Source organism: Pseudothauera lacus, assembly GCF_003034845.1.
Lineage (GTDB): Bacteria > Pseudomonadota > Gammaproteobacteria > Burkholderiales > Rhodocyclaceae > Pseudothauera > Pseudothauera lacus.
Map to the genome: position 1 here is coordinate 46,657 of NZ_PZKC01000010.1, position 21,283 is coordinate 67,939.

The 21,283-nt window shown below is 66.5% G+C and carries 24 protein-coding genes; 12 read left to right on the plus strand and 12 right to left on the minus strand.

Going from position 1 to position 21,283, the window contains the following annotated elements; genetic code table 11:
- The first annotated feature begins 9 nt into the window (after positions 1-9).
- From C8261_RS12355 to C8261_RS12400, 10 genes are all read left to right on the plus strand, one after another.
- Positions 10-876: a ParB/RepB/Spo0J family partition protein gene (locus C8261_RS12355; protein WP_107494029.1), complete on the plus strand. Its 867-nt coding sequence runs from the start codon at positions 10-12 to the stop codon at positions 874-876.
- Between the two features lie 153 nt (positions 877-1,029).
- Complete coding sequence (locus C8261_RS12360; protein WP_107494030.1) at positions 1,030-1,371, plus strand: ATP synthase subunit I; 342 nt, start codon at positions 1,030-1,032, stop codon at positions 1,369-1,371.
- 2 nt (positions 1,372-1,373) lie between these two features.
- A complete protein-coding gene (gene atpB, locus C8261_RS12365; protein WP_107494031.1) occupies positions 1,374-2,225 on the plus strand; it encodes a F0F1 ATP synthase subunit A in 852 nt (283 codons plus the stop codon).
- A gap of 67 nt (positions 2,226-2,292) precedes the next feature.
- Entirely contained in the window at positions 2,293-2,538 is a 246-nt protein-coding gene (gene atpE, locus C8261_RS12370) for a F0F1 ATP synthase subunit C (RefSeq protein WP_107494032.1), read from the plus strand.
- Between the two features lie 43 nt (positions 2,539-2,581).
- Positions 2,582-3,055 (plus strand): F0F1 ATP synthase subunit B, encoded by a 474-nt coding sequence (locus C8261_RS12375; protein WP_107494033.1) that lies wholly within the window; start codon positions 2,582-2,584, stop codon positions 3,053-3,055.
- A 3-nt stretch (positions 3,056-3,058) separates the two neighbouring features.
- Positions 3,059-3,595 (plus strand): F0F1 ATP synthase subunit delta, encoded by a 537-nt coding sequence (locus C8261_RS12380; protein WP_107494034.1) that lies wholly within the window; start codon positions 3,059-3,061, stop codon positions 3,593-3,595.
- Positions 3,596-3,607: 12 nt separating this feature from the next.
- A complete protein-coding gene (atpA, locus tag C8261_RS12385; RefSeq protein WP_107494035.1) occupies positions 3,608-5,146 on the plus strand; it encodes a F0F1 ATP synthase subunit alpha in 1,539 nt (512 codons plus the stop codon).
- Between the two features lie 21 nt (positions 5,147-5,167).
- Complete coding sequence (gene atpG / locus C8261_RS12390; RefSeq protein ID WP_107494036.1) at positions 5,168-6,037, plus strand: F0F1 ATP synthase subunit gamma; 870 nt, start codon at positions 5,168-5,170, stop codon at positions 6,035-6,037.
- A 26-nt stretch (positions 6,038-6,063) separates the two neighbouring features.
- The gene (gene atpD / locus C8261_RS12395) at positions 6,064-7,464 is read left to right on the plus strand and encodes a F0F1 ATP synthase subunit beta (RefSeq protein ID WP_107494037.1); all 1,401 of its coding nucleotides are present in this window, start codon (positions 6,064-6,066) and stop codon (positions 7,462-7,464) included.
- Between the two features lie 54 nt (positions 7,465-7,518).
- Positions 7,519-7,944: a F0F1 ATP synthase subunit epsilon gene (locus C8261_RS12400; RefSeq protein ID WP_107494038.1), complete on the plus strand. Its 426-nt coding sequence runs from the start codon at positions 7,519-7,521 to the stop codon at positions 7,942-7,944.
- A gap of 73 nt (positions 7,945-8,017) precedes the next feature.
- Here the strand turns inward: C8261_RS12400 and C8261_RS12405 are convergent, their stop codons facing one another.
- From C8261_RS12405 to C8261_RS12420, 4 genes are all read right to left on the minus strand, one after another.
- Positions 8,018-8,602, minus strand: coding sequence for a ubiquinone biosynthesis accessory factor UbiJ (locus tag C8261_RS12405; protein ID WP_107494039.1), 585 nt, complete (start codon positions 8,600-8,602; stop codon positions 8,018-8,020).
- Between the two features lie 100 nt (positions 8,603-8,702).
- Positions 8,703-9,560, minus strand: a complete 858-nt coding sequence (locus C8261_RS12410) for a Tim44 domain-containing protein (protein ID WP_107494040.1) — start codon at positions 9,558-9,560, stop codon at positions 8,703-8,705.
- 22 nt (positions 9,561-9,582) lie between these two features.
- Complete coding sequence (gene ubiE, locus C8261_RS12415; protein WP_107494041.1) at positions 9,583-10,320, minus strand: bifunctional demethylmenaquinone methyltransferase/2-methoxy-6-polyprenyl-1,4-benzoquinol methylase UbiE; 738 nt, start codon at positions 10,318-10,320, stop codon at positions 9,583-9,585.
- A 51-nt stretch (positions 10,321-10,371) separates the two neighbouring features.
- Positions 10,372-10,794 carry a gamma-butyrobetaine hydroxylase-like domain-containing protein gene (locus C8261_RS12420; protein ID WP_107494042.1) on the minus strand — a complete coding sequence of 141 codons (423 nt, stop codon included), beginning with the start codon at positions 10,792-10,794 and terminating at the stop codon, positions 10,372-10,374.
- A gap of 143 nt (positions 10,795-10,937) precedes the next feature.
- Between C8261_RS12420 and phoB the strand changes: the two genes are divergently transcribed.
- Positions 10,938-11,648 carry a phosphate regulon transcriptional regulator PhoB gene (gene phoB, locus C8261_RS12425; RefSeq protein WP_107494043.1) on the plus strand — a complete coding sequence of 237 codons (711 nt, stop codon included), beginning with the start codon at positions 10,938-10,940 and terminating at the stop codon, positions 11,646-11,648.
- A 27-nt stretch (positions 11,649-11,675) separates the two neighbouring features.
- On the plus strand, positions 11,676-13,001 hold the full coding sequence (gene phoR / locus C8261_RS12430) for a phosphate regulon sensor histidine kinase PhoR (RefSeq protein ID WP_107494124.1): 1,326 nt from the start codon (positions 11,676-11,678) through the stop codon (positions 12,999-13,001).
- An 18-nt stretch (positions 13,002-13,019) separates the two neighbouring features.
- Here the strand turns inward: phoR and C8261_RS12435 are convergent, their stop codons facing one another.
- From C8261_RS12435 to gatC, 8 genes are all read right to left on the minus strand, one after another.
- Complete coding sequence (locus C8261_RS12435; RefSeq protein WP_107494044.1) at positions 13,020-14,624, minus strand: hypothetical protein; 1,605 nt, start codon at positions 14,622-14,624, stop codon at positions 13,020-13,022.
- A gap of 47 nt (positions 14,625-14,671) precedes the next feature.
- Positions 14,672-15,079 (minus strand): HIT family protein, encoded by a 408-nt coding sequence (locus tag C8261_RS12440; protein ID WP_107494045.1) that lies wholly within the window; start codon positions 15,077-15,079, stop codon positions 14,672-14,674.
- Between the two features lie 249 nt (positions 15,080-15,328).
- Positions 15,329-16,129 (minus strand): class II glutamine amidotransferase, encoded by an 801-nt coding sequence (locus tag C8261_RS12445; RefSeq protein WP_107494046.1) that lies wholly within the window; start codon positions 16,127-16,129, stop codon positions 15,329-15,331.
- Positions 16,130-16,169: 40 nt separating this feature from the next.
- Positions 16,170-17,243, minus strand: coding sequence for a YeeE/YedE family protein (locus C8261_RS12450; RefSeq protein ID WP_235864915.1), 1,074 nt, complete (start codon positions 17,241-17,243; stop codon positions 16,170-16,172).
- Between the two features lie 136 nt (positions 17,244-17,379).
- Complete coding sequence (gatB, locus tag C8261_RS12455) at positions 17,380-18,849, minus strand: Asp-tRNA(Asn)/Glu-tRNA(Gln) amidotransferase subunit GatB (protein WP_107494048.1); 1,470 nt, start codon at positions 18,847-18,849, stop codon at positions 17,380-17,382.
- A 24-nt stretch (positions 18,850-18,873) separates the two neighbouring features.
- On the minus strand, positions 18,874-19,386 hold the full coding sequence (locus tag C8261_RS12460; protein ID WP_107494049.1) for a hypothetical protein: 513 nt from the start codon (positions 19,384-19,386) through the stop codon (positions 18,874-18,876).
- Positions 19,387-19,391: 5 nt separating this feature from the next.
- Positions 19,392-20,849, minus strand: coding sequence for an Asp-tRNA(Asn)/Glu-tRNA(Gln) amidotransferase subunit GatA (gatA, locus tag C8261_RS12465; protein ID WP_107494050.1), 1,458 nt, complete (start codon positions 20,847-20,849; stop codon positions 19,392-19,394).
- A 38-nt stretch (positions 20,850-20,887) separates the two neighbouring features.
- A complete protein-coding gene (gene gatC, locus C8261_RS12470; protein WP_107494051.1) occupies positions 20,888-21,175 on the minus strand; it encodes an Asp-tRNA(Asn)/Glu-tRNA(Gln) amidotransferase subunit GatC in 288 nt (95 codons plus the stop codon).
- Positions 21,176-21,283 lie beyond the last annotated feature (108 nt).

The window sequence follows — 21,283 nt, forward strand, 5'->3', positions numbered from 1 at the left end:
CATATCGCCATGACGCCACCGAAACTCAAGGGCCTGGGCCGCGGCCTCGATGCACTGCTGGCCGCCAACCGCGACGAAGACGCCGAACAGGGCGAACTGCAGACCCTGCGCGCCGAACTGCTGCAGCCCGGCAAGTACCAGCCGCGCACGCGCATGGATCCTGGTTCGCTGGAGGAGCTGGCGGCGTCGATCAAGGCCCAGGGGGTGATGCAGCCCATCCTCGTGCGCCCGCTGGCGCCGCTCGACGGTGCGCCGCGCTACGAGATCATCGCCGGCGAACGGCGCTGGCGCGCCTCGCGCATTGCCGGACTGGACGAAGTGCCCTGCCTGGTGCGCGAGATCCCCGACGAGGCCGCGCTGGCGATGTCGCTGATCGAGAACATCCAGCGCGAGGATCTCAATCCGCTCGAAGAGGCCGGTGGCATCCAGCGCCTGATCGACGAGTTCGGCATGACCCACCAGCAGGCGGCCGACGCGGTGGGGCGCTCGCGCCCGGCCGCCTCCAACCTGCTGCGCCTGCTCAATCTCGCCAGCCCGGTGCAGGAGTTGCTGATGGCTGGCGACATCGACATGGGCCACGCCCGTGCGCTGCTGCCGCTCGATGGTGCCAACCAGATCCAGCTCGCCAACCAGGTGGCGGCGCGCGGCCTGTCGGTGCGCGACACCGAGCGTCTCGTGCAGCAGACCCTTGATCCGCGCAAGCACAAGGCTGCTCCGGCTCCGGACCGCGATCTGCTGCGCCTCGAAGAAGAGCTCGCCGACCTTCTCGGCGCCACCGTGAAGATCCGTGCCAACCGCAAGGGAGCCGGTGAGCTCGGCATCCGTTTCGGCACCCTCGACCAGCTCGATGGCCTGCTGGCGCGGCTGCGCGGCTGAGTGTACAAGCGTGTCTCATATATAAGACGCATGAGAGCCGGAAGGTGCTTTGCTGCACCGCATCGGCGGTTTGACTTTGTTACGGTTAACCCCTAGTATTGCCGGGATTTTGGAAGCGGTAGCGCGGCGCAGCGGCGCACCGGAGCGGCTCACATGCACAAGGCGGTTTTCCTGCAGCTGGGCGCAACCCTTCTGGCAACGGCCATTGCGGCCGTTTTTTTCGGGGTGCGCGGCGCGGTTTCCGCAGCATTGGGCGGGCTCGCGGTGGTGGTTCCGAGCTGGCTGTTCGCGCTGCGTCTGGCGGCCCTGGCGCGCCGGCAGTCCGCTTCCCATGTCACGGCTTTTGTTGTCGGCGAACTGGTCAAGGTTCTGTCGATCGTGGGATTGCTGGTGTTGGTGCTGGTGCTGTATCCGGACGCCCACTGGGGCGCTCTGTTGATCGCGCTGGTACTGACGCTGAAGGCGAACTTGTTTGCATTTTTGGTAAAGACCTGATCATGGCTGGAAACGCTCCCACTGCATCCGAATACGTCATTCACCACCTGACGCATTTCAATACCACCGGTCACGCCCAGGAGGCGGTCATCGACTGGAGTGTGATCAACATCGACTCGATGTTCTGGTCCATCGCTCTCGGTCTGCTGACCATCTTCATCCTGTGGTCTGCCGCCCGCAAGGCCACCTCCGGCGTCCCCGGGCGCTTCCAGGGCTTCGTCGAGCTGATGGTCGAGATGGTCGCCGACCAGGCCAAGGGCATCGTCCATAGCGCCGAGTCGCGCAAGTTCGTCGCCCCGCTCGCGCTCACCGTGTTTATCTGGATCTTCCTGATGAACTTCATGGATCTGATTCCGGTGGATCTGCTCCCGATGCTGTGGGGCGAGTCGGTGGCTGCGATGGGCTTCGTCGAGCAGCCGGGCGACGCCTACATGCGCGTGGTGCCCACCGCCGACCTCAATATCACCCTCGGCATGTCCGCCGGCGTGCTGCTGCTGTGCCTGTACTACAACGTCAAGATCAAGGGTTTCGGCGGCTGGGTGCATGAGCTCTTCACCGCGCCCTTCGGTGCCCACCCGCTGCTGTGGCCGGTCAACTTCGCCATGCAGATCATCGAATTCGTCGCCAAGACCGTCTCCCACGGCATGCGACTGTTCGGCAACCTGTACGCCGGCGAACTGCTGTTCATCCTCATTGCCCTGCTCGGCGGCACCGCCACGGTGTTCGGCTTCGTCGGCCACCTGATCGCCGGCTCCATCTGGGCCATCTTCCACATCCTGATCATCGTGCTCCAGGCCTTCATCTTCATGATGCTGACCCTGGTGTATGTGGGCCAGGCTCACGAGAGCCACTAATCAGTCGTTCGATATAGTCGTACCTGTTTTTTCAACTTAGCTTCAATCTCTACCTCAAGGAGTCGTCATGGAAAACGTTCTGGGTTTTGTTGCGCTTGCTTCCGGTCTGATCATCGGTCTGGGTGCTATCGGTGCTTGTATCGGTATCGGCATCATGGGCTCCAAGTACCTCGAAGCTTCCGCCCGTCAGCCTGAGCTGATGAACGCGCTGCAAACCAAGATGTTCCTGCTCGCCGGTCTGATCGACGCCGCGTTCCTGATCGGTGTCGGTATCGCAATGATGTTCGCCTTCGCCAACCCGTTCCAGCTCTGATCGGTTCGGTTCGTCCTCTTAACCTAACCGAGGGAACAGAACAGTGAATCTGAACGCAACCCTGATTGCTCAGCTCGTTGTGTTCTTCATTCTCGGCTGGTTCACGATGAAATTCGTGTGGCCGCCGATCATGAAGTCACTCGACGAGCGCGCGAAGAAGATCGCGGACGGGCTCGCGGCTGCGGACAAGGCCAAGGCCGACCTCGCTCTCGCCGAGAAGAAGGTCGTCGAAGAACTGCGCAAGGCCCGCGAATCCGCCGGTGACACTCGTGCAGTGGCTGAACGTCAGGCCGCCGGCCTGGTCGAGGAAGCCCGCGCCGAAGCCGCCCGCATCATCGCCAAGGCCCGTGAAGATGCCGAAGCCGAAGCCGGTGCCGCTGCCCAGCGCGCCAAGGAAGCGCTGCGCGAAAACGTCGCCGCACTTGCCGTGGCCGGTGCCGAGCGCATCCTGCGCAAGGAAATCAACGCCCAGGCCCACGCCGATCTGCTTGCCAACCTGAAACAGGAACTGCAATAAGTCATGGCCGAGAACGTCACCATCGCGCGCCCCTATGCGGATGCCGCCTTCGAGCTGGCCCGTGGGGCAGGTGCGCTGGGGCCTTGGTCGGAAGCACTGGATCGGCTGGCCGTCGTGGTCGCCGATCCGCAGATGCGGGCATGCATCGCCGATCCCAAGCTCACCGATGATCAGCTCATCAAGCTGACCCTCGAACTGGGCGGGGACGGACTGTCCGCCGAACTGCAGAACTTCGTTCGCGTCCTCGTGGCCAACGAACGCCTGCAGCTGCTTCCGGAGATCCGTGACCTGTTCGTTGATCTCAAGAACGAACACGAAGGTGTCCTGGAGGCCTACATCGCCTCCGCCTTCCCGCTTGACGATGCCACCCTGGCCACGCTCAAGAGCGACCTCGAAGCCCGCTTCAAGGCCAAGCTCAATGTGCAGGTCAGTATCGACCCCGAGCTCATCGGTGGGGTCCGCATCGCCGTCGGCGACGAAGTGATCGACGCCTCGGTCCGCGGCAAGCTCGCGAACATGGCCGCTGCGCTAAAGAACTAGGAGCATACATACATGCAACTCAACCCCTCTGAAATCAGTGATCTGATTAAGAGCCGGATCCAGAACCTGCAGCTCGCCGCCACGTCGCGCAACGAGGGTACGGTAGTGTCCGTCACCGACGGTATCTGCCGCATCCACGGTCTGGCCGACGTCATGCAGGGCGAAATGCTGGAATTCCCCGGCAACACCTTCGGCATGGCGCTCAACCTCGAGCGCGACTCCGTCGGTGCCGTGGTGCTCGGTGAATACGAGCACATCACCGAAGGCGACAGCGTCAAGGCCACCGGCCGCATTCTCGAAGTGCCCGTCGGCCCCGAGCTGATCGGCCGCGTCGTGAACGCCCTGGGTCAGCCGATCGACGGCAAGGGCCCGATCAACGCCAAGCTCACCGACAAGATCGAGAAGGTCGCGCCGGGCGTCATCGCCCGTCAGTCCGTCTCCCAGCCGGTGCAGACCGGTCTGAAGTCGGTCGACTCCATGGTGCCGATCGGCCGTGGCCAGCGCGAGCTGATCATCGGCGACCGCCAGACCGGCAAGACCGCCGTCGCTGTCGATGCGATCATCAACCAGAAAGGCCAGGACATGTACTGCGTGTACGTGGCCATCGGCCAGAAGGCCTCGACCGTCGCCAACGTCGTGCGCAAGCTGGAAGAGAACGGCGCGATGGAATACACCATCGTCGTCGCCGCCACCGCGTCGGAATCCGCCGCCATGCAGTACCTGGCCGCCTACGCCGGCTGCACCATGGGCGAGTACTTCCGCGACCGCGGCATGGACGCGCTGATCGTTTATGACGATCTCACCAAGCAGGCCTGGGCCTACCGTCAGGTTTCCCTGCTGCTGCGCCGTCCGCCGGGCCGTGAAGCCTACCCGGGCGACGTTTTCTACCTGCACTCCCGCCTGCTCGAGCGCGCCGCTCGTGTGAACGCCGACTACGTCGAGAAGTTCACCAACGGCGAAGTGAAGGGCAAGACCGGTTCCCTGACCGCCCTGCCGGTCATCGAAACCCAGGCTGGTGACGTCTCCGCCTTCGTGCCGACCAACGTGATCTCGATCACCGACGGTCAGATCTTCCTGGAAACCGACCTCTTCAACGCCGGTATCCGTCCCGCGATCAACGCCGGTATCTCGGTGTCGCGCGTCGGTGGTGCAGCGCAGACCAAGGTCGTCAAGAAGCTCTCCGGCGGTATCCGTACCGACCTCGCGCAGTACCGCGAACTGGCTGCCTTCGCGCAGTTTGCTTCCGACCTCGACGACGCCACCCGCAAGCAGCTCGAACGCGGCCGTCGTGTTACCGAGCTGATGAAGCAGGCCCAGTACGCACCGATGTCCATCGCCGAGATGGCCGTCGTCCTGTACGCGGTGAACAACGGGCATTTCGACGACGTCGATGTGGCGCGCGTGCTGGCCTTCGAAGGGGCGCTGCTGGCGCACGTGAAGACCAAGAACGCCGACCTGGTCTCTTCGATCATGGACAAGAAGGAGCTCGACGCCGACGGCGAGAAGGCTCTGGCTGCCTCGATCGCCGAGTTCAAGAAGACCTGGTCCTAAGGCCGCGGACGGAGACGGAATATGGCTAGCGGTAAGGAAATCCGTACCAAGATCAAGAGCGTGCAGAACACGCGCAAGATCACCAAGGCGATGGAAATGGTCGCCGCGTCCAAGATGCGCAAGGCGCAGGATCGGATGCGTTCGGCCCGTCCCTATGCCGACAAGATCCGTCAGCTCGCTGCAAACCTGTCTCAGGCCAATGTCACCGACTACCAGCACCCCTTCCTGGCCCGCAAGGGCCAGGTCAAGCGCGTCGGCCTGATCCTCGTCACCACCGACAAGGGTCTGTGCGGTGGCCTCAACACCAACATTCAGCGCGTTGCCATCAACGCGATGAAGGAGTGGGAGGCTGCCGGTGCCACCGAAGTCCGTGCCTGCTGCATCGGCAACAAGGGTTTCGGCTTCATGCAGCGCGTGGGTGCGAAAGTCATCTCGCACGTCGTGCATCTGGGCGACACGCCCCATCTGGAAAAGCTCATCGGGCCGGTGAAGATCATGCTCGACGCCTTCCAGAACGACGAAATCGATGCGGTCTACATCGCCTACACCCGCTTCATCAACACGATGAAGCAGGAACCGGTGCTCGAACAGCTGTTGCCGCTGACCGGCGACCGCCTCGGCACCCCGGAAGGTTCGTGGGATTACCTCTACGAACCCGATCCGCAGGTGGTCATCGACGAGATGCTGGTGCGATACGTCGAAGCGCTGGTCTATCAGGCCGTCGCCGAGAACATGGCTTCTGAACAGAGTGCGCGCATGGTGGCGATGAAAGCCGCTTCCGACAATGCCAAGAACGTCATTGGTGAGCTGCAGCTGGTCTACAACAAGACCCGTCAGGCTGCGATCACCAAGGAGCTGTCGGAAATCGTCGGCGGCGCTGCTGCGGTGTAACGGATTATTGATTTAAGGAAACGACGATGAGTCAAGGAACGATCGTTCAGTGCATCGGCGCCGTGGTGGATATCCAGTTCCCCCGCGAAGCCATGCCCAAGGTGTATGACGCGCTCAAGCTTGAGGACAGCGCCGACTCCTTCGCCGAAGCTGGCCTGACCTTCGAGGTCCAGCAGCAGCTCGGCGACGGCGTGGTGCGTACCATCGCGCTGGGTTCTTCCGACGGCCTGCGCCGCGGCATGAAGGTTTCCGGTACCGGCAAGCCGATTTCCGTGCCGGTCGGCCACGGTACGCTGGGCCGCATCATGGACGTGCTGGGTCGTCCGATCGACGAAGCCGGTCCGATCGAGACCGACGAACTGCGCGCCATCCACCAGAAGGCCCCGAAGTTCGACGAACTCTCCCCCTCGGTGGAGCTGCTCGAAACCGGCATCAAGGTTATCGACCTGATCTGCCCGTTCGCCAAGGGCGGCAAGGTCGGCCTGTTCGGCGGCGCCGGCGTGGGCAAGACCGTGAACATGATGGAGCTGATCAACAACATCGCCAAGCAGCACTCCGGTCTGTCGGTGTTCGCTGGTGTGGGTGAGCGTACCCGTGAGGGCAACGACTTCTACCACGAGATGAAGGACTCCAACGTTCTCGACAAGGTCGCGATGGTGTTCGGTCAGATGAACGAACCCCCGGGCAACCGTCTGCGCGTGGCGCTGACCGGCCTGACCATGGCCGAGCGCTTCCGCGACGAAGGCCGCGACATCCTGTTCTTCGTGGATAACATCTACCGCTACACCCTGGCCGGTACCGAAGTGTCCGCGCTGCTGGGTCGTATGCCGTCCGCGGTGGGCTACCAGCCGACCCTGGCGGAAGAAATGGGCCGTCTGCAGGAGCGCATCACCTCCACCAAGGTGGGCTCGATCACCTCCATCCAGGCCGTGTATGTGCCCGCGGATGACTTGACCGACCCGTCGCCGGCGACCACCTTCCTCCACCTCGACTCCACCGTCGTGCTGTCGCGTGACATCGCTGCGCTGGGTATCTACCCCGCGGTCGATCCGCTCGACTCCACCAGCCGTCAGCTCGATCCGCTGATCGTCGGTGAAGAGCACTACAACGTCGCCCGTGCGGTGCAGCAGACCCTGCAGAAGTACAAGGAACTGCGCGACATCATCGCCATTCTCGGCATGGACGAACTGTCCCCGGACGACAAGCTGGCGGTGGCCCGCGCACGGAAGATCCAGCGCTTCCTGTCGCAGCCCTTCCACGTTGCCGAGGTGTTCACCGGTTCGCCGGGCAAGTACGTGTCGCTGAAGGACACCATCAAGGGCTTCAAGATGATCGTCGACGGCGAACTCGACAGTCTGCCCGAGCAGGCGTTCTACATGGTCGGCAGCATCGACGAGGCCATCGAGAAGGCCAAGAAGCTGCAGTAATGCCGCCCACTGCGCGGCGGTTCGCCGCCGCGCAGGCATGAAGAGGACACCACTATGGCAATGACGGTACATGTAGACATCGTGAGCGCGGAAGAGCAGATCTTTTCCGGGCTGGCGGAGTTCGTCGCGTTGCCGGGCGAAGCGGGTGAACTGGGCATCCTGCCCGGGCACATGCCGCTGATGACCCGGATCAAGCCCGGTGCGGTGCGGGTCAAGGTGCCCAACCAGACCGAAGACGAACTGGTCTTCGTCGCTGGCGGCATTCTCGAGGTTCAACCCGGACTGGTGACGGTGCTTGCCGATACCGCAATCCGTGGCCGCGACCTCGACGAAGCGAAGGCCCTGGAAGCCAAGAAGCTGGCCGAAGAGGCCATGGCCAACAAGACCTCGCAACTCGACTACGCCAAGGCCCAGGCCGAGCTTGCCGAAGCCATCGCCCAGCTCGCTGCGATCCAGAAGCTGCGCAAGCGCGCACACTGATCTTCCGCCCCCGCGCGGAAGCCAAGAAGCAGCTCGTCAGAGCTGCTTTTTTTTCGCCAAGGCGCCGTGCCGTTCAGCGCACCAGGTTGCGCTCCAGGCGTTCGATGCGCTTCTCCGCGCGGGCGATGGCATCGCGCAGGGCGCGTACCTCTTCGCCCAGAAGCTCGGCTGCACGGGCGGGGACCAGCATGCCCTGCTCTTCGCTGAGATACTCGGCCAGACTGCCCCCCATGCGTCCGGCGCCGTCGCGCAGCGTCGCCGCCGCAGCCTGCGCCGTGCCCACCAGGCGATGCGCGGCAACGTCGCCCAGAACCCGGGAGAGATCCTCCTCGACGTCCCAGCGCAGGTTGCGCAGCACGAAGCCCAGCGCATCGGCAAATTCGGCGTTGCCCTCAATGCGCACCGCACCCATTGCGCCGTCGAACTGGCCCATGGCAAAGCGTGGCAAGGCGTTTGCCGGCACATGGAGGCTCACCGCCACCGGGGCGTCGTCAGCGGCCCCAGCGACCAGGCCTTCCGCAGTGATCACGAAGCGGATGGCGAGCGCCTCCAGGCGCAGGCAGGCGACCTCTCCGGCGTGGGCCTGGAGGCGGCTACGCGCCCACGGCGCGGCGCCGAGCAGATGATTGAGGGCGGGCAGGAAGAGGGCGTCCATCATGGGCCTGGGTAACGCTGAGCGCCGCGCCGCAGCGCGAAGGAAAAGAAAAGGGCGGCCGCAGGGCCGCCCGGTTCGTCTGGCAGATACGGCCGTTGCCAGTTTAGCTGACTTGCTGGATCCCCGCGATCACCCAGCCACGGCTGCCGTCGATGGGCTTGGCCATGTGCCAGATCTCGTCGAAGCTTGCCGGCGCGGCGTCGGCCTCTTCACGCAGCAAACCGCTGAAGCGTACGCTGACGATGTAGCGGCCGTTCTCCTCGGCGACTTCGACCACCTGAGCGTCGAGCTCGACGACGTCGGTGCGCTGCTCAGCGCCACCGCGTTCGTTGAGCTGCATGCAGATCTCGGCAAACACCTCCGGCGAGGTGAACTCGCGGATGTCGTCGAGATTGCCGGCATCGTTGGCCGACTGCAGGCGGATGAACTGCACCTTGGCCTGGCGTGCGAAGCCTTCGGCATCGAAATCCGCCGGGATGGCGCCGGCCGCAGGTGCAGCCTCGGCACTGCCGCCACCGACCGCAGCCTGGAAGGGCGTCGGCGCGGCAGTTTCGCCAGCGTTGCTGTGGCCGGCACCGGCGTACTGCATGGCGCCTTGCTGGGCAGGACGGCGGAAGAACATGCGGAACAGGAAGAACGCCGCGGCGGCCATCAGCACCATCAGCAGCAGGGAGCCGAACTCCTCGCCGAGGCCAAGGTGGGAGAACAGCGCGGCGAGGCCGAGGCCCGCGGCCAGGCCGGCCACCGGACCCATCCACGAACGCCCGCTCTGTGCGGCCGCCGGCTGTGCCTGCGCCGGGCGCTGGGGCGCAGCGGCGGGCTGGCGCGGGGCAGCAGGCGGAGTGGCCTGGCGCTGCATGCCGAAGCTGCTGCCGCCACCCAGGCGTTTGGCTTCCGCTTCGGGAACGTGGACGCCGAAGGACAGGACGGCAAGCATGAGGGTCAGCAGTAGATGTTTCATCGGTACGTAGTCTCCAGCAGTTTCAGAACTTGTAGCCGCGGTGCAGTGCCACCACCCCGGCAGTGAGGTTGAAGTAATCGACACGCGAAAAGCCGACTTGTTCCATCATCGCCTTCAGATCTTCCTGTCCGGGGTGCATGCGGATCGATTCGGCCAGATAGCGGTAGCTCTCCGCGTCATTGGCGATCTTCTCCCCCAGCCACGGCAGCAGGCGGAAGGAGTAGAGGTCATAGACCGGCTCCAGCGGCTTCCACACGCGCGAGAACTCCAGCACCAGCAGACGGCCGCCGGGCTTGAGGACGCGGCGCATTTCGGCCAGCGCGGCATCCTTGTGGGTCATGTTGCGCAGGCCGAAGGCCACCGTGACGCAGTCGAACCAGTCGTCGGGGAAAGGCAGCTTCTCGGCGTCGCACTGCGCCACCGGCATGGTGAAGCCCTTGTCCACCAGGCGGTCGCGCCCGCGCGAGAGCATGGCGTGGTTGATGTCGGTGAGCCAGACTTCGCCGCTGCGTCCGACGCGGCGTGCGAAGGCCAGCGAGAGGTCGGCGGTGCCCCCGGCAACGTCGAGCACGCGGTCGCCTTCGCGCACCCCCGAGAGCTGGATGGTGAAGTGTTTCCACAGGCGGTGCAGGCCGAACGACATCAGGTCGTTCATGATGTCGTACTTGCCGGCAACCGAGGAGAACACCTCCGCGACCTTGTGGTGCTTCTCGCTCTCGGCGACGGTCTTGAATCCGAAATGGGTGGTCTTGTCGTTCATCGTCTGCTCCCGCAGGGGAGTGGGCCGGCGGCTGTCGGGCGCCGGCAAGGGTCAATGATGGCGGCCGCAGCCGGCGCTGGGGGCGGGAGGCGGCAGCTGCGCCGGATCGCGGGTGCCGCCTTCACGCTGCAGGCGGTCGAGATAGGCCTGCCAGAGCGCATCCTGGCGCATGCCGAGGTCGTGGAGGAGGTCCCAGGAATACAGCCCGCTGTCGTGGCCATCGGAGAACTGCGGCTTGATGGCGTAATTGCCCACGGCCTCGATGGCCAGGATGTCGACCTCGCGCTTGCCCTGCTGCAGCACCTCCTGGCCGGGGCCGTGGCCGCGTACCTCGGCGGACGGCGAATAGACGCGCAGGAACTCGAAGGGCAGGCGGAAATTGCGCCCGTCGTCGAAGGCGATCTCCAGCACCCGGCTCTTGCGGTGCAGGGTGATGGCGGTAGGCAGGGGCGTGTCGGGGGCGAGTCCGGCCATGGTCGGTGGGGGTGGCGGTGAGGGCCCCAATCATACCTGAATCGCTCTGCGTCATTTCCGTGCGCATGTTTCAGGGCGGTGTCTTGTCATCAAAAGTTCAAATGACTGCAATACACTGCGCTCAACTAAACGGAGCGATCCCCATGCCAGCCAACATTCTGCTCGTGGAAGACGAACCGGCGATCCAGGAACTGATTGCCGCCAATCTCGCCCGTGCCGGCCACCACGTGGTCCGTGCGGCGGATGCCGAAGCGGCGCAGCGCATCGTGCGCGACGCCCTGCCCGATCTGGTGCTGCTGGACTGGATGCTGCCCGGCATGTCGGGTGTCGAGTTCGCCCGCCGCCTGCGCGCCGAGGAACGCACCCGCGACATCCCGATCATCATGCTGACCGCCCGCGGCGAGGAACAGGACAAGGTGGCCGGGCTCGAAACCGGCGCCGACGACTACATCACCAAACCCTTCAGCCCGCGCGAACTGGTTGCCCGCATCAAGGCGGTGCTGCGCCGGCGGGCGCCGCAGGCCACCGAAGATGCCGTCGAGCTCGGCGGCCTGCGCCTGGATCCGGTCACCCACCGCGTCAGCGCGGGCGAGCAGGGCCTGGCCCTGGGGCCGACCGAGTTCCGCCTGCTGCACTTCCTGATGACCCATCCGGAACGCGTGCATTCGCGCGCGCAACTGCTCGACCAGGTCTGGGGCGACCACGTCTTCGTCGAGGAGCGCACCGTCGATGTTCATATCCGCCGCCTGCGCTGCGCCCTCGAGCCGGCCGGCCACGATCGTTACATCCAGACCGTGCGCGGCAGCGGCTACCGCTTCTCGGTCCATGCGGACGTAGACAGCAGCGTGCGATAATCCATGCTCCGCAACCTGCGCGGGAGCATGACCATCCGTTCGGTCCGTTATCTGTGGACAGGCGCACTGGGCGCCTTTGCCGTGCTGGGCGCGCTGGCCCTGACGGTCGGCGTCCTCTTTGGCCTCACTGCCGCCCTGCTGTCCGTCATCGCCGGTCTGCTCCTGCTGTGCTGGCATCAGCTGCGCCAGATGGAGGCGCTGGCGCTGTGGACGCGCGAGCCCATCGGCACGCCGCTGCCGCGTGCGCCGGGGCCGTGGGGCCACCTGTTTGCCGAGCTGGCGCGGCGCTCGCGGCTTGCCTACAGCATGCGCGAGCGCCTGTCGACGGCGCTCGAGCGCTTCCGCGCGGCCAGCCAGGCGATGCCCGACGGCGTCATGTATCTTGCCGAGCACGACAGCATCGAGTGGATCAACCGCAAGTCGGAGCAGCACTTCGGCCTTGACCACCGCCGCGACCTCGGCGTGCCGGTGGTCAATCTGGTGCGCCAGCCCGAGTTTGCCCGCTATCTCCAGGGCAGCGACCACGAAGAAGCGCTGGTGATGGCCTCAGCGCGGCGGCGTGGCCTGACCCTGCTGGTGCAGGTGATTCCCTACGGTGACGACCAGAAGCTGGTCATTTCGCGCGACATCTCCCAGCTCGAAAAGCTCGAGACCATGCGCCGCGACTTCGTTGCCAACGTCTCGCATGAGCTGCGCACGCCGCTGACCGTGGTCAGCGGCTTCCTCGAAACGCTGATGGACGGCTGGGACGACTTCAGCCGCGAGGACATCGCCCATTTCCTCAAGCTTGCCCACGACCAGTCCACCCGCATGCAGCGCCTCATCGAAGACCTGCTCACCCTCTCGGCGCTGGAGACCGGCGCGCCGGCGCCGGCCGAGGAGCGCGTCGAGGTCGCCGGCTTGCTGCGCGAGGTGCACCAGCAGGTCGATCTGCTCTCCGGCGGGCGCCACGAGGTCACCCTGCACCTCGATGGCGACGGCGTGCTGCTGGGCAGCCGCAAGGAGCTGCACAGTGCCTTTGCCAACCTCGGCAGCAATGCCGTGCGTTATACCCCGGCGGGCGGCAAGGTGCGGCTGTGCTGGCGCTGCGACGCCAATGGGGGGGAATTCAGTGTCGAGGACACCGGTATCGGCATCGCCGCGGAGCACATTCCGCGGCTCACCGAGCGCTTCTACCGCGTCGATCGCGGGCGCTCGCGCGAGACCGGTGGTACCGGCCTCGGCCTGGCCATCGTCAAGCACATCCTTGGCCGCCACCAGGGCGAACTGCATGTGGACAGTACGCCGGGGGTGGGCAGCCGTTTCTCCGTGCGTTTCCCGCCCACCCGCCTGGCTTCGTCCGACAAGCCGTAAACGCCTTGCGGCATTCCGTCAGCGTACCGGCGCGACGTCCTCGTAGCTGACCTGATCGAAGTTCGGTCCGTGCGACAGCGACTTCAGCAGGCGCACCTGGCGCAACTGCTGGTCGATGACCAGTTCCAGTACGCGGTTGGCCTGATACCAGCCGTGCGGCAGTACCAGCGAGGGGGGGCTCTTCAGCGCGCTCACCTCGGGGAGCACGAAGGCCTGGCTGTAGGGCGTGCGGTTGCCCGCCATCAGGGTCACCACGCGGGCGGCGACAACCTTGGGCAGGCCGGGGAGGATCTGCACACCGGCTTCCATGATGCCGTCGGCGCGGTACATCAGCCAGCTGATCTGGCCGAGCAGATAGTGCTCGCCGTCGGGCGGGCAGATGCCGATCAGCTGATGGTGTTCGAGGCGCTCGTGCTCCTTGAGCTGGCGCAGGCGGAAACCGCTCACCGACTGGTCGGCGACCTGCCAGCGCACGCCGGCAAAGCCCAGGCGCTCGGCGGCCTGCTCGCGCTCCTGCAGCGACGCCGGCGGCGCCGCCTCTTCGGCACGCTCGCCGAAGGTCATCAGGCTGATGTCGCTGCGCAGGCTCTTGGGGCCGCTGAAGGCGCGCGGCTGTTCGAAGATGCGCCCTTCGACGTGATAGCCGATGGCCAGCCAGTCACCGCACAGCGAGGTGGTGCCGCGCGCGCCACGGCGCGGAAACCGGCGTCCGGCCGACGCCAGGCCCCAGGGGCGGTAGAGCGAGACCAGCAGGCGGCGGGCGAGGTCGATCGGGCAGTCGCTGCCGAGGCCCAGCGAAGCCGGCGTGGCGCCACTCTTGAGGTGGGCGAACATGGCCTGGATCTGGCTCGCCAGGCGGGTGCCGTCAAAACTGCGCACGGTGTCGACACGCTTCAGCATGCCCACCGGGCGCAGGGCATGGTCCATCGCCAGATCCAGCCCGTAGGCGGTAGGCCGGGCCGGGTCGAGCTCGTGGCCGATGTCGCAGTAGGGCGCAAAGCGGGTTGCCCAGTCGCAGACCAGTTGCAGTTCGCGTTCGCTGCGCGCGTAAGGGTTGGCGAGCTCGATCAGCAGCACGGCGATGTAGGCCTCGAGCGCGCTCTGCGCCTTCCACACCTCGTTGCGCGGCTCATTGACGCGCACGCGGATGCGCCCGCTCTGCTCGGCCACCACGAAGCACTCGTGCAGATCCGCCCACATGCCCGCGGGCACCGCGCGGTGGGCGCGCAGGTATTCGAGCAGGGCGAGGCCGGTGTAGTGCATGCGCCGCTGCATCAGCAGCGGGCCCTGCTCCTCCAGCGTGCCACTGGCAGCGTCGCGGCGCGCGATGTGGGCGTATGAGCGTGCCAGCGCCTGCCACAGCGCAACCACGGTGAGCAGGGTCTTGTTCTCCTCGCTGTCCGGTGGCAACGGGTGGGCGGCATAGCGGCGGGCATACTCGTCCTGCACGAAGGCAATCTGTTCGCGCGCTGCCTCCAGTACCTCAAGGTGCTGGTTGGGCGGCGGCATGGCCTCCAGCAGCCCGCAGACGATTGCGCTCAGGGCGCCTTGGCACTCGTCGACATTGACCGGGTGCAGTCTGTTGAGCAGGGCCAGGCATTCGGCAGGGTTGTGGTAGTCCATGGGTGCTCCGCTGGGGCGTTCGCCCGGGGTTCCGGTGATTGTGCAGCTTAAGCCATCATCATGTCAGCAATGCGTGCTGCGAGCACCTCGTCGTCCGGTGGCTCATGGCGCCTGCCGTCGCGCTGTGGCGTGCCCCACACCGGCTGGGGAAAGTGGCGGTCGTCGGCAAAGCGCGGAATGACGTGCCAGTGCAGGTGCGGCACCATGTTGCCGAAGCTGGCCAGATTGATCTTCAGCGGCTGCATCAGGGCGCGCAGCGCCGCCTCGGTGGCGAACACCACCTGCAGCAGATGGGCGCGCTGGGCCGCGGTGAGATCGGTCATCTCGGCGACGTGGGCATGCCAGATCACCCGGCAGAAGCCCGGATGATCGGCGTCATCGACGCGGATCACGCGGCAGTGCGCATCCTCCCAGAGCAGGTTTTCGCCGCTGCGGCTGCACAAGGGACAGGTCATGCTCGGAGCTCCGGCTCATGGCAGTGCGATGGATGGCCGTCGGCGAAGCAGGCGGGCAGGCGATGCACCCGCAGCGTGCCTGGCCCGCATTTCTCACACCATCCCTGCTGCGGGTGCCGATGGCACTCGCCGTGGCACGCCGTACTCCCTCGCGACGTGAGGGTGTGAGAAATGCGGGCTAGCGGCCCGATCGACAACTTTAGCCCGATGCCGTATGCAAATGAAGAGGCTTGGCCGCGCGGGCGTGAATTATTTCGCGCTTGCCGCCGCCAGGGTCGCCGCGCTGCGCTCCACCGCGCCGTGGTGAAAGCTCATCAGGGTGCCGGGTGGCAGGCACTGCCAGACCTCGTTGTCGGTCAGCGGCACGGTGGCGATCACCGCCACGCGATCCTCGGCACCGGTCAGTTCGCGGAAATCCACGGTGACATCCTGGTCGGCCAGGTGCGCGGCGGCAAAAGGCGCCTGGCGGATGATGAAGGCGAGGCGGGTGGCGCAATGGGCGAACAGACGTTCGCCATTGCTGAGCAGGAAGTTGAACTCGCCATGCGCGCCAATCTCTGCGCTGAGGGTGCGCAGTTCCTCGAACATCTGCGCTGCGCACGGCGGCGCTTCGGGGTGCCGGCTGGCGAGGGCGTCGAGGAGATGGCAGAAGGCCAGCTCGGAGTCGGTGCTGCCCACCGGCCGGAAGCGTCCCGACAGCTGCGGTGCGAAGCCGGCGAGGTTGCCGTTGTGGGCAAAGAGCCACTGCTGGCCCCACAGCTCGCGCTGAAACGGATGGGTGTTCTCCAGCGCGACCTCGCCCTGGGTGGCCTTGCGGATGTGGGCGATGGCGTTCAGCGAACGGATCGGGTACTGGCGCACCAGTTCGGCCACCGGCGAATCGATGCTGGCGCGCGGATCGAGGAAGACGCGTACCCCCCGCCCTTCGAAAAAGCCGATCCCCCAGCCGTCACGGTGGTGATCGGTGAGTCCGCCGCGGGCCTGGAAGCCGGTGAACGAAAAGCAGATGTCGGTCGGCACATTGCAGTTCATGCCCAGAAGCTGGCACATGGCGGTCTTCGCAGGTGGGGGAAAGTGCCAAGTATAGCCCTCAGGGGGCGCTGCCCGCGGCCGCCTGGCTGCTGCGGTCGACCAGCCGGTCGGTGAGCGCGGCGCCCGCCCACATGCTGCACAGGGTCAGCCAGGCGGTGAGCGCGAACACCGCCGCGCCGGATACCCCGGCGCCCACCGCACAGCCGCCGGCGAGCATGCCGCCGAAACCCATCAGCACGGCCCCGGCGATGTAACGGCGCATCGCTGGCCCGCCCTGGAAACCTTCCAGCTTCAGTTCGCGGAACAGCAGGGCGGCGAGAAAGGAGCCGAGGAAGACCCCCGGCACCATGCCAAGGTCGAAGTTCAGCGCCTGCCCGGGGGGCGACAGCACGCGCATCAGCATGTCGGCCGAAGGGCCGGTGAAGGACAGGCTCTGTACTGCGGTGGGTTCGAAGGTGAGCGCCGCCATGCGGCCGGTGAACCACCACGCCAGCGCCACCATGACGCCGCAACCGATGCCGCCGGCCCAGCCCCAGGGGCCGACGCGGTGGCGTGCGGCAAACCAGGCGCCGGCACCGAACCACAGCAGGCCGAAGAGTACCCCGCCGCTGTTGCCGAAGGTACCGAGGGCGAGCAGGTCGCGGCTACTGCCGCCGGGGATGGTCCACAGCGCCGCCAGCCACTCGCGCAGCGGCGACAGCGCGCCGTGCAGGGAAGCCTGCGCGGTGACCGCGAAGACCAGTCCGGAGAGCAGGGCGCGCAGGTTGCCGTTGGCCGCCAGCACCAGCAGGCGGCTGGAACAGCCGCGCGCCAGCACCATGCCGCAGCCGAACAGCAGGCCGCCGATCAGCGCGCCCGAGAGGCTGCCCTGGCTGGCAAGCTGGCGCACCGCGACGGTGGAGAAGGCGCCTTCGAGCACCAGCAACTGGGTGGTGATGAGTGCGGCGGAAAAGGCGAACAGCCACACTGCCAGTTTGGCGCCGAAGCTGCCGCGCGCGACTTCGACCACCGCTGCACGCAGGCAGAAGCGCGAGCGCTGGGCGAGAAAGCCGAACAGCGCGCCGATGGCGAGTCCGCCAAGGGCAAGGACGCGGTCTTCGCCGAGCGCCTCGATGAGTTCGATAGGGTCCACCGCATCCGTCTCCCGCACCAGCCTGTCCGTACCTGCGGACAGGATCAGCATTCAAGAATATAAGAATGCTTGGTGCTTGTGTGCGGTGTATCGATGCAGCGTTGCTGCGACCCCGCGCGGCCAGCTGCCGCCTGCCTCAGCTGCCGAGCTTGTGGCGCAGGATGTCGTTGACCTGCGCCGGGTTGGCCTTGCCGCGGCTGGCCTTCATGACCTGGCCGACGAGGGCGTTGAAGGCCTTCTCCTTGCCGGCGCGGAATTCCTCCACCGATTTCGGGTTGGCCGCCAGCACCTCGTCCACGATGGCCTCGATGGCGCCGCTGTCGGTGACTTGCTTGAGGCCCTGGGCGTCGATGATGCGGTCGGCGGCATCAGCCCCGGCACCGCCTTCACCGTTCCACAGCGCTTCGAACACCTTCCTGGCGATGTTGTTGGAGATGGTGTTGTCGGCGATGCGGCGCACCAGGCCGGCCAGTTGCGCGGGGGTGACCGGCGAGTCGGCGATCTCCAGCTCGGCCTTGTTGAGGCGGCCGGCGAGGTCGCCCATCACCCAGTTGGCGCAGGGCTTGGCAAGTGCCGCGCCGGCGGCGTCGACCGTGGCCTGGAAGTAGCCGGCCATCTCCTTGCTGGCGGTCAGCGTGGTGGCGTCGTAGGCGGAGAGACCCAGTTCATCGACAAAGCGCGCCTTCATCGCGCCCGGCAGTTCGGGCAGTTCGCCCTGCACGCGGGCGATCCACTCGGGCGAGATGACCAACGGCAGCAGGTCGGGGTCGGGGAAGTAGCGGTAGTCGTGCGCGTCTTCCTTGCTGCGCATCATGCGGGTCTCGCCGCTGTCCGGGTCGAACAGCACGGTGGCCTGCTGGATCCTGCCGCCGTCTTCGAGGGTGTCGATCTGCCACTGCACTTCGTAATCGATGGCCTGCTGCAGGAAGCGGAAGGAGTTCAGGTTCTTGATCTCGCGCCGGGTGCCGAGCGGGCCGCCGGGGCGGCGCACCGAGACGTTGGCGTCGCAGCGGAAGGACCCTTCCTGCATGTTGCCGTCGCAGATGTCGATCCAGCGCACCAGCGCGTGCAGCGCGCGCGCATAGGCCACGGCCTCCGCCGAAGAGCGCATGTCGGGTTCGGAGACGATCTCCAGCAGCGGCGTGCCGGCACGGTTGAGGTCGATGCCGCTCATGCCGTGGAAGTCCTCGTGGAGGCTTTTGCCGGCGTCCTCCTCGAGGTGGGCGCGGGTGAGGTTGACGGTCTTCTCGTAGGCTTTCTCACCCTCGCCGACGCGGATGGTGATCGCCCCGCCCTGCACCACCGGCAGCTCGAACTGACTGATCTGGTAGCCCTTGGGCAGATCCGGGTAGAAGTAGTTCTTGCGCGCGAACACGCTCTTCGGCGCCACCGTGGCGCCGATTGCCAGGCCGAAGCGGATGGCGCGTTCCACTGCGCCGCGGTTCAACACCGGCAGCACGCCGGGCAGGGCGATGTCCACCGCGCTGGCCTGGCGGTTGGGCTCGGCGCCGAAGGCGGTGCTGGCGCCGGAGAAAATCTTGCTGGCGGTGTTGAGCTGGGCGTGAATCTCCAGCCCGATGACGACTTCCCAATCCGATCTGCTCATGTTCGTATCCGTTGTTGCGTGCGGTCAGTGGCAGCGACCGCTGGGCCGGTCCACCAGGATCGGCCATACATAGTCGAAAGTGCCGCGGTCGCAGCGGCTGGCACAGCCGGCGAAGGCGACGGTGATCTGTTCACCCTGCTCCCAGACGTGGATCGAGCAGCCGTCGGCGGCGCGCAGCTCGACGTGCGGCTGCTTGCGCACCTGGCGGAAATCGGCCAGTTCGAAGCGGCAGGCGCCGCGCCGCGGCACGCTCACCGTGGCGAAGAAGGCGCGCACGTCGGACTGCTCGATGTCGAGCTGGGCACTGGCGCTGTAACCGGCGTCGTCGCTGAACTGGCAGTCCGTGCGCAGGTTGAGCGGACGCAGCGGCATCGGCTTCAGGCGCTCGCGTGACGCCGGCGGCTGGGTGGCCAGGTCGGGCACCGGCTCAGCAGGTGGCGGGGTGACCTGCGGTGTCGCACAGGCGCCCAGCAGCACGGCCGCCACCCCTGCTGCGAGCAGTCGGCGGTACGCGATGGCAGGGCGTGCCGGGTGCATGGTGTTCAGGCAAAGGCCGCCGGGCGGCGGGTGTGCCAGTCGGTGGCCTGCTGGAAGCGGTGCGCGGCATTGAGCAGGCGGCCTTCGGCGAAGTAGTCGCCGATCAGCTGCAGGCCCACCGGCAGGCCGCCGGCGCCGAAGCCGGCCGGGTGCGAGAGGCCGGGCAGGCCGGCGAGGTTCACCGCGATGGTGTAGATGTCAGACAGGTACATCTGCACCGGGTCGTCGCTCTTCTCGCCGATCGCCCAGGCCGTGGTCGGGCTGGTGGGGCCGGCGATCACGTCGCACTGGGTGAAGGCGGCGCGGAAGTCCTCGGCGATCAGGCGGCGCAGCTTCTGCGCCTTCAGGTAGTAGGCGTCGTAGTAGCCGTGCGACAGCACGTAGGTGCCGACCAGGATGCGGCGCTTGACCTCGGCGCCGAAGCCCTGCGCGCGGCTCTTCTCGTACATGTCGGCGAGGTCGCCGTATTCGGCCGCGCGGTGGCCGTAGCGCACGCCGTCGAAGCGGCTGAGGTTGCTGGAGGCTTCCGCCGGGGCGATCACGTAATAGGCCGGAATCGCCAGCTGGGCGTTGGGCAGGCTGACGTCCACCGTGGTGGCGCCGAGCTTGCGGTACTCGGCCAGCGCGGCGTCCACCGCGGCGCGCACGTCGTCGGCCATGCCGGGGCCGAAGAACTCCCGCGGCAGGCCGATGCGCAGGCCCGCCAGAGGCTTGTCGAGATCGCGGCTGTAGTCTTCGGCGGGGCGCTCCAGGCTGGTGGAGTCGCGTTCGTCGAAGCCCGCCATGGCGCTGAGCAGCGCCGCGCAATCGGCCGCCGAGGCGCCAAAGGCGCCGGCCTGATCGAGCGAGGAGGCATAGGCCACCATGCCGTAGCGCGAGCACACGCCGTAGGTCGGCTTGATGCCGGTGACGCCGGTGAGTGCGGCCGGTTGGCGTACCGAGCCGCCGGTGTCGGTGCCGGTGGCGATCGGCGCCAGGCGCGCGGCCACCGCCACCGCCGAGCCGCCGGAGGAGCCGCCGGGGATGCGCGTGCTGTCCCAGGGGTTCTTCGCCGGGCCGTAGTGCGAGTTCTCGTTGGACGAGCCCATGGCGAACTCGTCCATGTTGGTCTTGCCCAGCATCACCGTGCCGGCGTTCTTCAGCAGGGCGACCACGTGGGCGTCGTAGGGGCTGACGAAGTTGGCCAGCATCTTCGAGCCGCAGGAGGTCAGCACGCCTGCGGTGCAGAACACGTCCTTGTGGGCCAGCGGGATGCCGGTGAGCGGGCCGGCGTTGCCGGCGGCGATGCGCGCGTCGGCCTCGCGCGCGGCAGCCAGGGCACCGTCGCGGTCAACGGTGATGAAGGCGTTGAGCGCGGGGTTGGCGGCGTCAATGCGGTCGAGGAAGAGGGTGGCCAGTTCGACGGCGGAAATCTCGCGGGCGTCGAGCGCTCGGCGCAGTTCGGAAAGCGGGGCGTTGATCATCTTGGCGGGTGCGGAACGGACGGGGGCGCGAAGGCGGCTTACTCGATGACCTTGGGCACGAGATAGAGGCCGTTCTCGGTTTGCGGGGCGATGCGCTGGAAGGCGTCGCGACGGTCGGCTTCGCTCACCGCGTCGGTGCGCAGGCGGGTGGCGAGATCCTGCGGATGGCTCATCGGTTCGATGCCGGTGGTGTCCACCGCCTGCATCTGCTCGATGAGGTCGAAGATGCCGTTCAGCTTGGCCTGGGTGGCCGCGGCGTCGGCGTCGGTGAGTTCAATGCGGGCGAGCTGGGCAACGCGCCGGACCTGTTCGAGAGAGAGCGACATAAGGAAACAAAACCTGCTTAAGCCACAAAGGTTTGTAGGTTATCATAAACGCTTTTGGGCACGCCCCGCCCTGCTTGCTGTGCGAGCCGCCGCGTGCCCGCCTGCCGC

Excerpts from the sequence above, each read along its gene's own strand:
- C8261_RS12355 (WP_107494029.1), top strand. The coding sequence starts at position 10 with ATGACGCCACCGAAACTCAAGGGCCTGGGCCGCGGCCTCGATGCACTG.
- C8261_RS12360 (WP_107494030.1), top strand. The coding sequence starts at position 1,030 with ATGCACAAGGCGGTTTTCCTGCAGCTGGGCGCAACCCTTCTGGCAACG.
- atpB (WP_107494031.1), top strand. The coding sequence starts at position 1,374 with ATGGCTGGAAACGCTCCCACTGCATCCGAATACGTCATTCACCACCTG.
- atpE (WP_107494032.1), top strand. The coding sequence starts at position 2,293 with ATGGAAAACGTTCTGGGTTTTGTTGCGCTTGCTTCCGGTCTGATCATC.
- C8261_RS12380 (WP_107494034.1), top strand. The coding sequence starts at position 3,059 with ATGGCCGAGAACGTCACCATCGCGCGCCCCTATGCGGATGCCGCCTTC.
- atpA (WP_107494035.1), top strand. The coding sequence starts at position 3,608 with ATGCAACTCAACCCCTCTGAAATCAGTGATCTGATTAAGAGCCGGATC.
- atpG (WP_107494036.1), top strand. The coding sequence starts at position 5,168 with ATGGCTAGCGGTAAGGAAATCCGTACCAAGATCAAGAGCGTGCAGAAC.
- atpD (WP_107494037.1), top strand. The coding sequence starts at position 6,064 with ATGAGTCAAGGAACGATCGTTCAGTGCATCGGCGCCGTGGTGGATATC.
- C8261_RS12400 (WP_107494038.1), top strand. The coding sequence starts at position 7,519 with ATGGCAATGACGGTACATGTAGACATCGTGAGCGCGGAAGAGCAGATC.
- C8261_RS12405 (WP_107494039.1), bottom strand. The coding sequence starts at position 8,602 with ATGATGGACGCCCTCTTCCTGCCCGCCCTCAATCATCTGCTCGGCGCC.
- C8261_RS12410 (WP_107494040.1), bottom strand. The coding sequence starts at position 9,560 with ATGAAACATCTACTGCTGACCCTCATGCTTGCCGTCCTGTCCTTCGGC.
- ubiE (WP_107494041.1), bottom strand. The coding sequence starts at position 10,320 with ATGAACGACAAGACCACCCATTTCGGATTCAAGACCGTCGCCGAGAGC.
- C8261_RS12420 (WP_107494042.1), bottom strand. The coding sequence starts at position 10,794 with ATGGCCGGACTCGCCCCCGACACGCCCCTGCCTACCGCCATCACCCTG.
- phoB (WP_107494043.1), top strand. The coding sequence starts at position 10,938 with ATGCCAGCCAACATTCTGCTCGTGGAAGACGAACCGGCGATCCAGGAA.
- phoR (WP_107494124.1), top strand. The coding sequence starts at position 11,676 with ATGACCATCCGTTCGGTCCGTTATCTGTGGACAGGCGCACTGGGCGCC.
- C8261_RS12435 (WP_107494044.1), bottom strand. The coding sequence starts at position 14,624 with ATGGACTACCACAACCCTGCCGAATGCCTGGCCCTGCTCAACAGACTG.
- C8261_RS12440 (WP_107494045.1), bottom strand. The coding sequence starts at position 15,079 with ATGACCTGTCCCTTGTGCAGCCGCAGCGGCGAAAACCTGCTCTGGGAG.
- C8261_RS12445 (WP_107494046.1), bottom strand. The coding sequence starts at position 16,129 with ATGTGCCAGCTTCTGGGCATGAACTGCAATGTGCCGACCGACATCTGC.
- gatB (WP_107494048.1), bottom strand. The coding sequence starts at position 18,849 with ATGAGCAGATCGGATTGGGAAGTCGTCATCGGGCTGGAGATTCACGCC.
- C8261_RS12460 (WP_107494049.1), bottom strand. The coding sequence starts at position 19,386 with ATGCACCCGGCACGCCCTGCCATCGCGTACCGCCGACTGCTCGCAGCA.
- gatA (WP_107494050.1), bottom strand. The coding sequence starts at position 20,849 with ATGATCAACGCCCCGCTTTCCGAACTGCGCCGAGCGCTCGACGCCCGC.
- gatC (WP_107494051.1), bottom strand. The coding sequence starts at position 21,175 with ATGTCGCTCTCTCTCGAACAGGTCCGGCGCGTTGCCCAGCTCGCCCGC.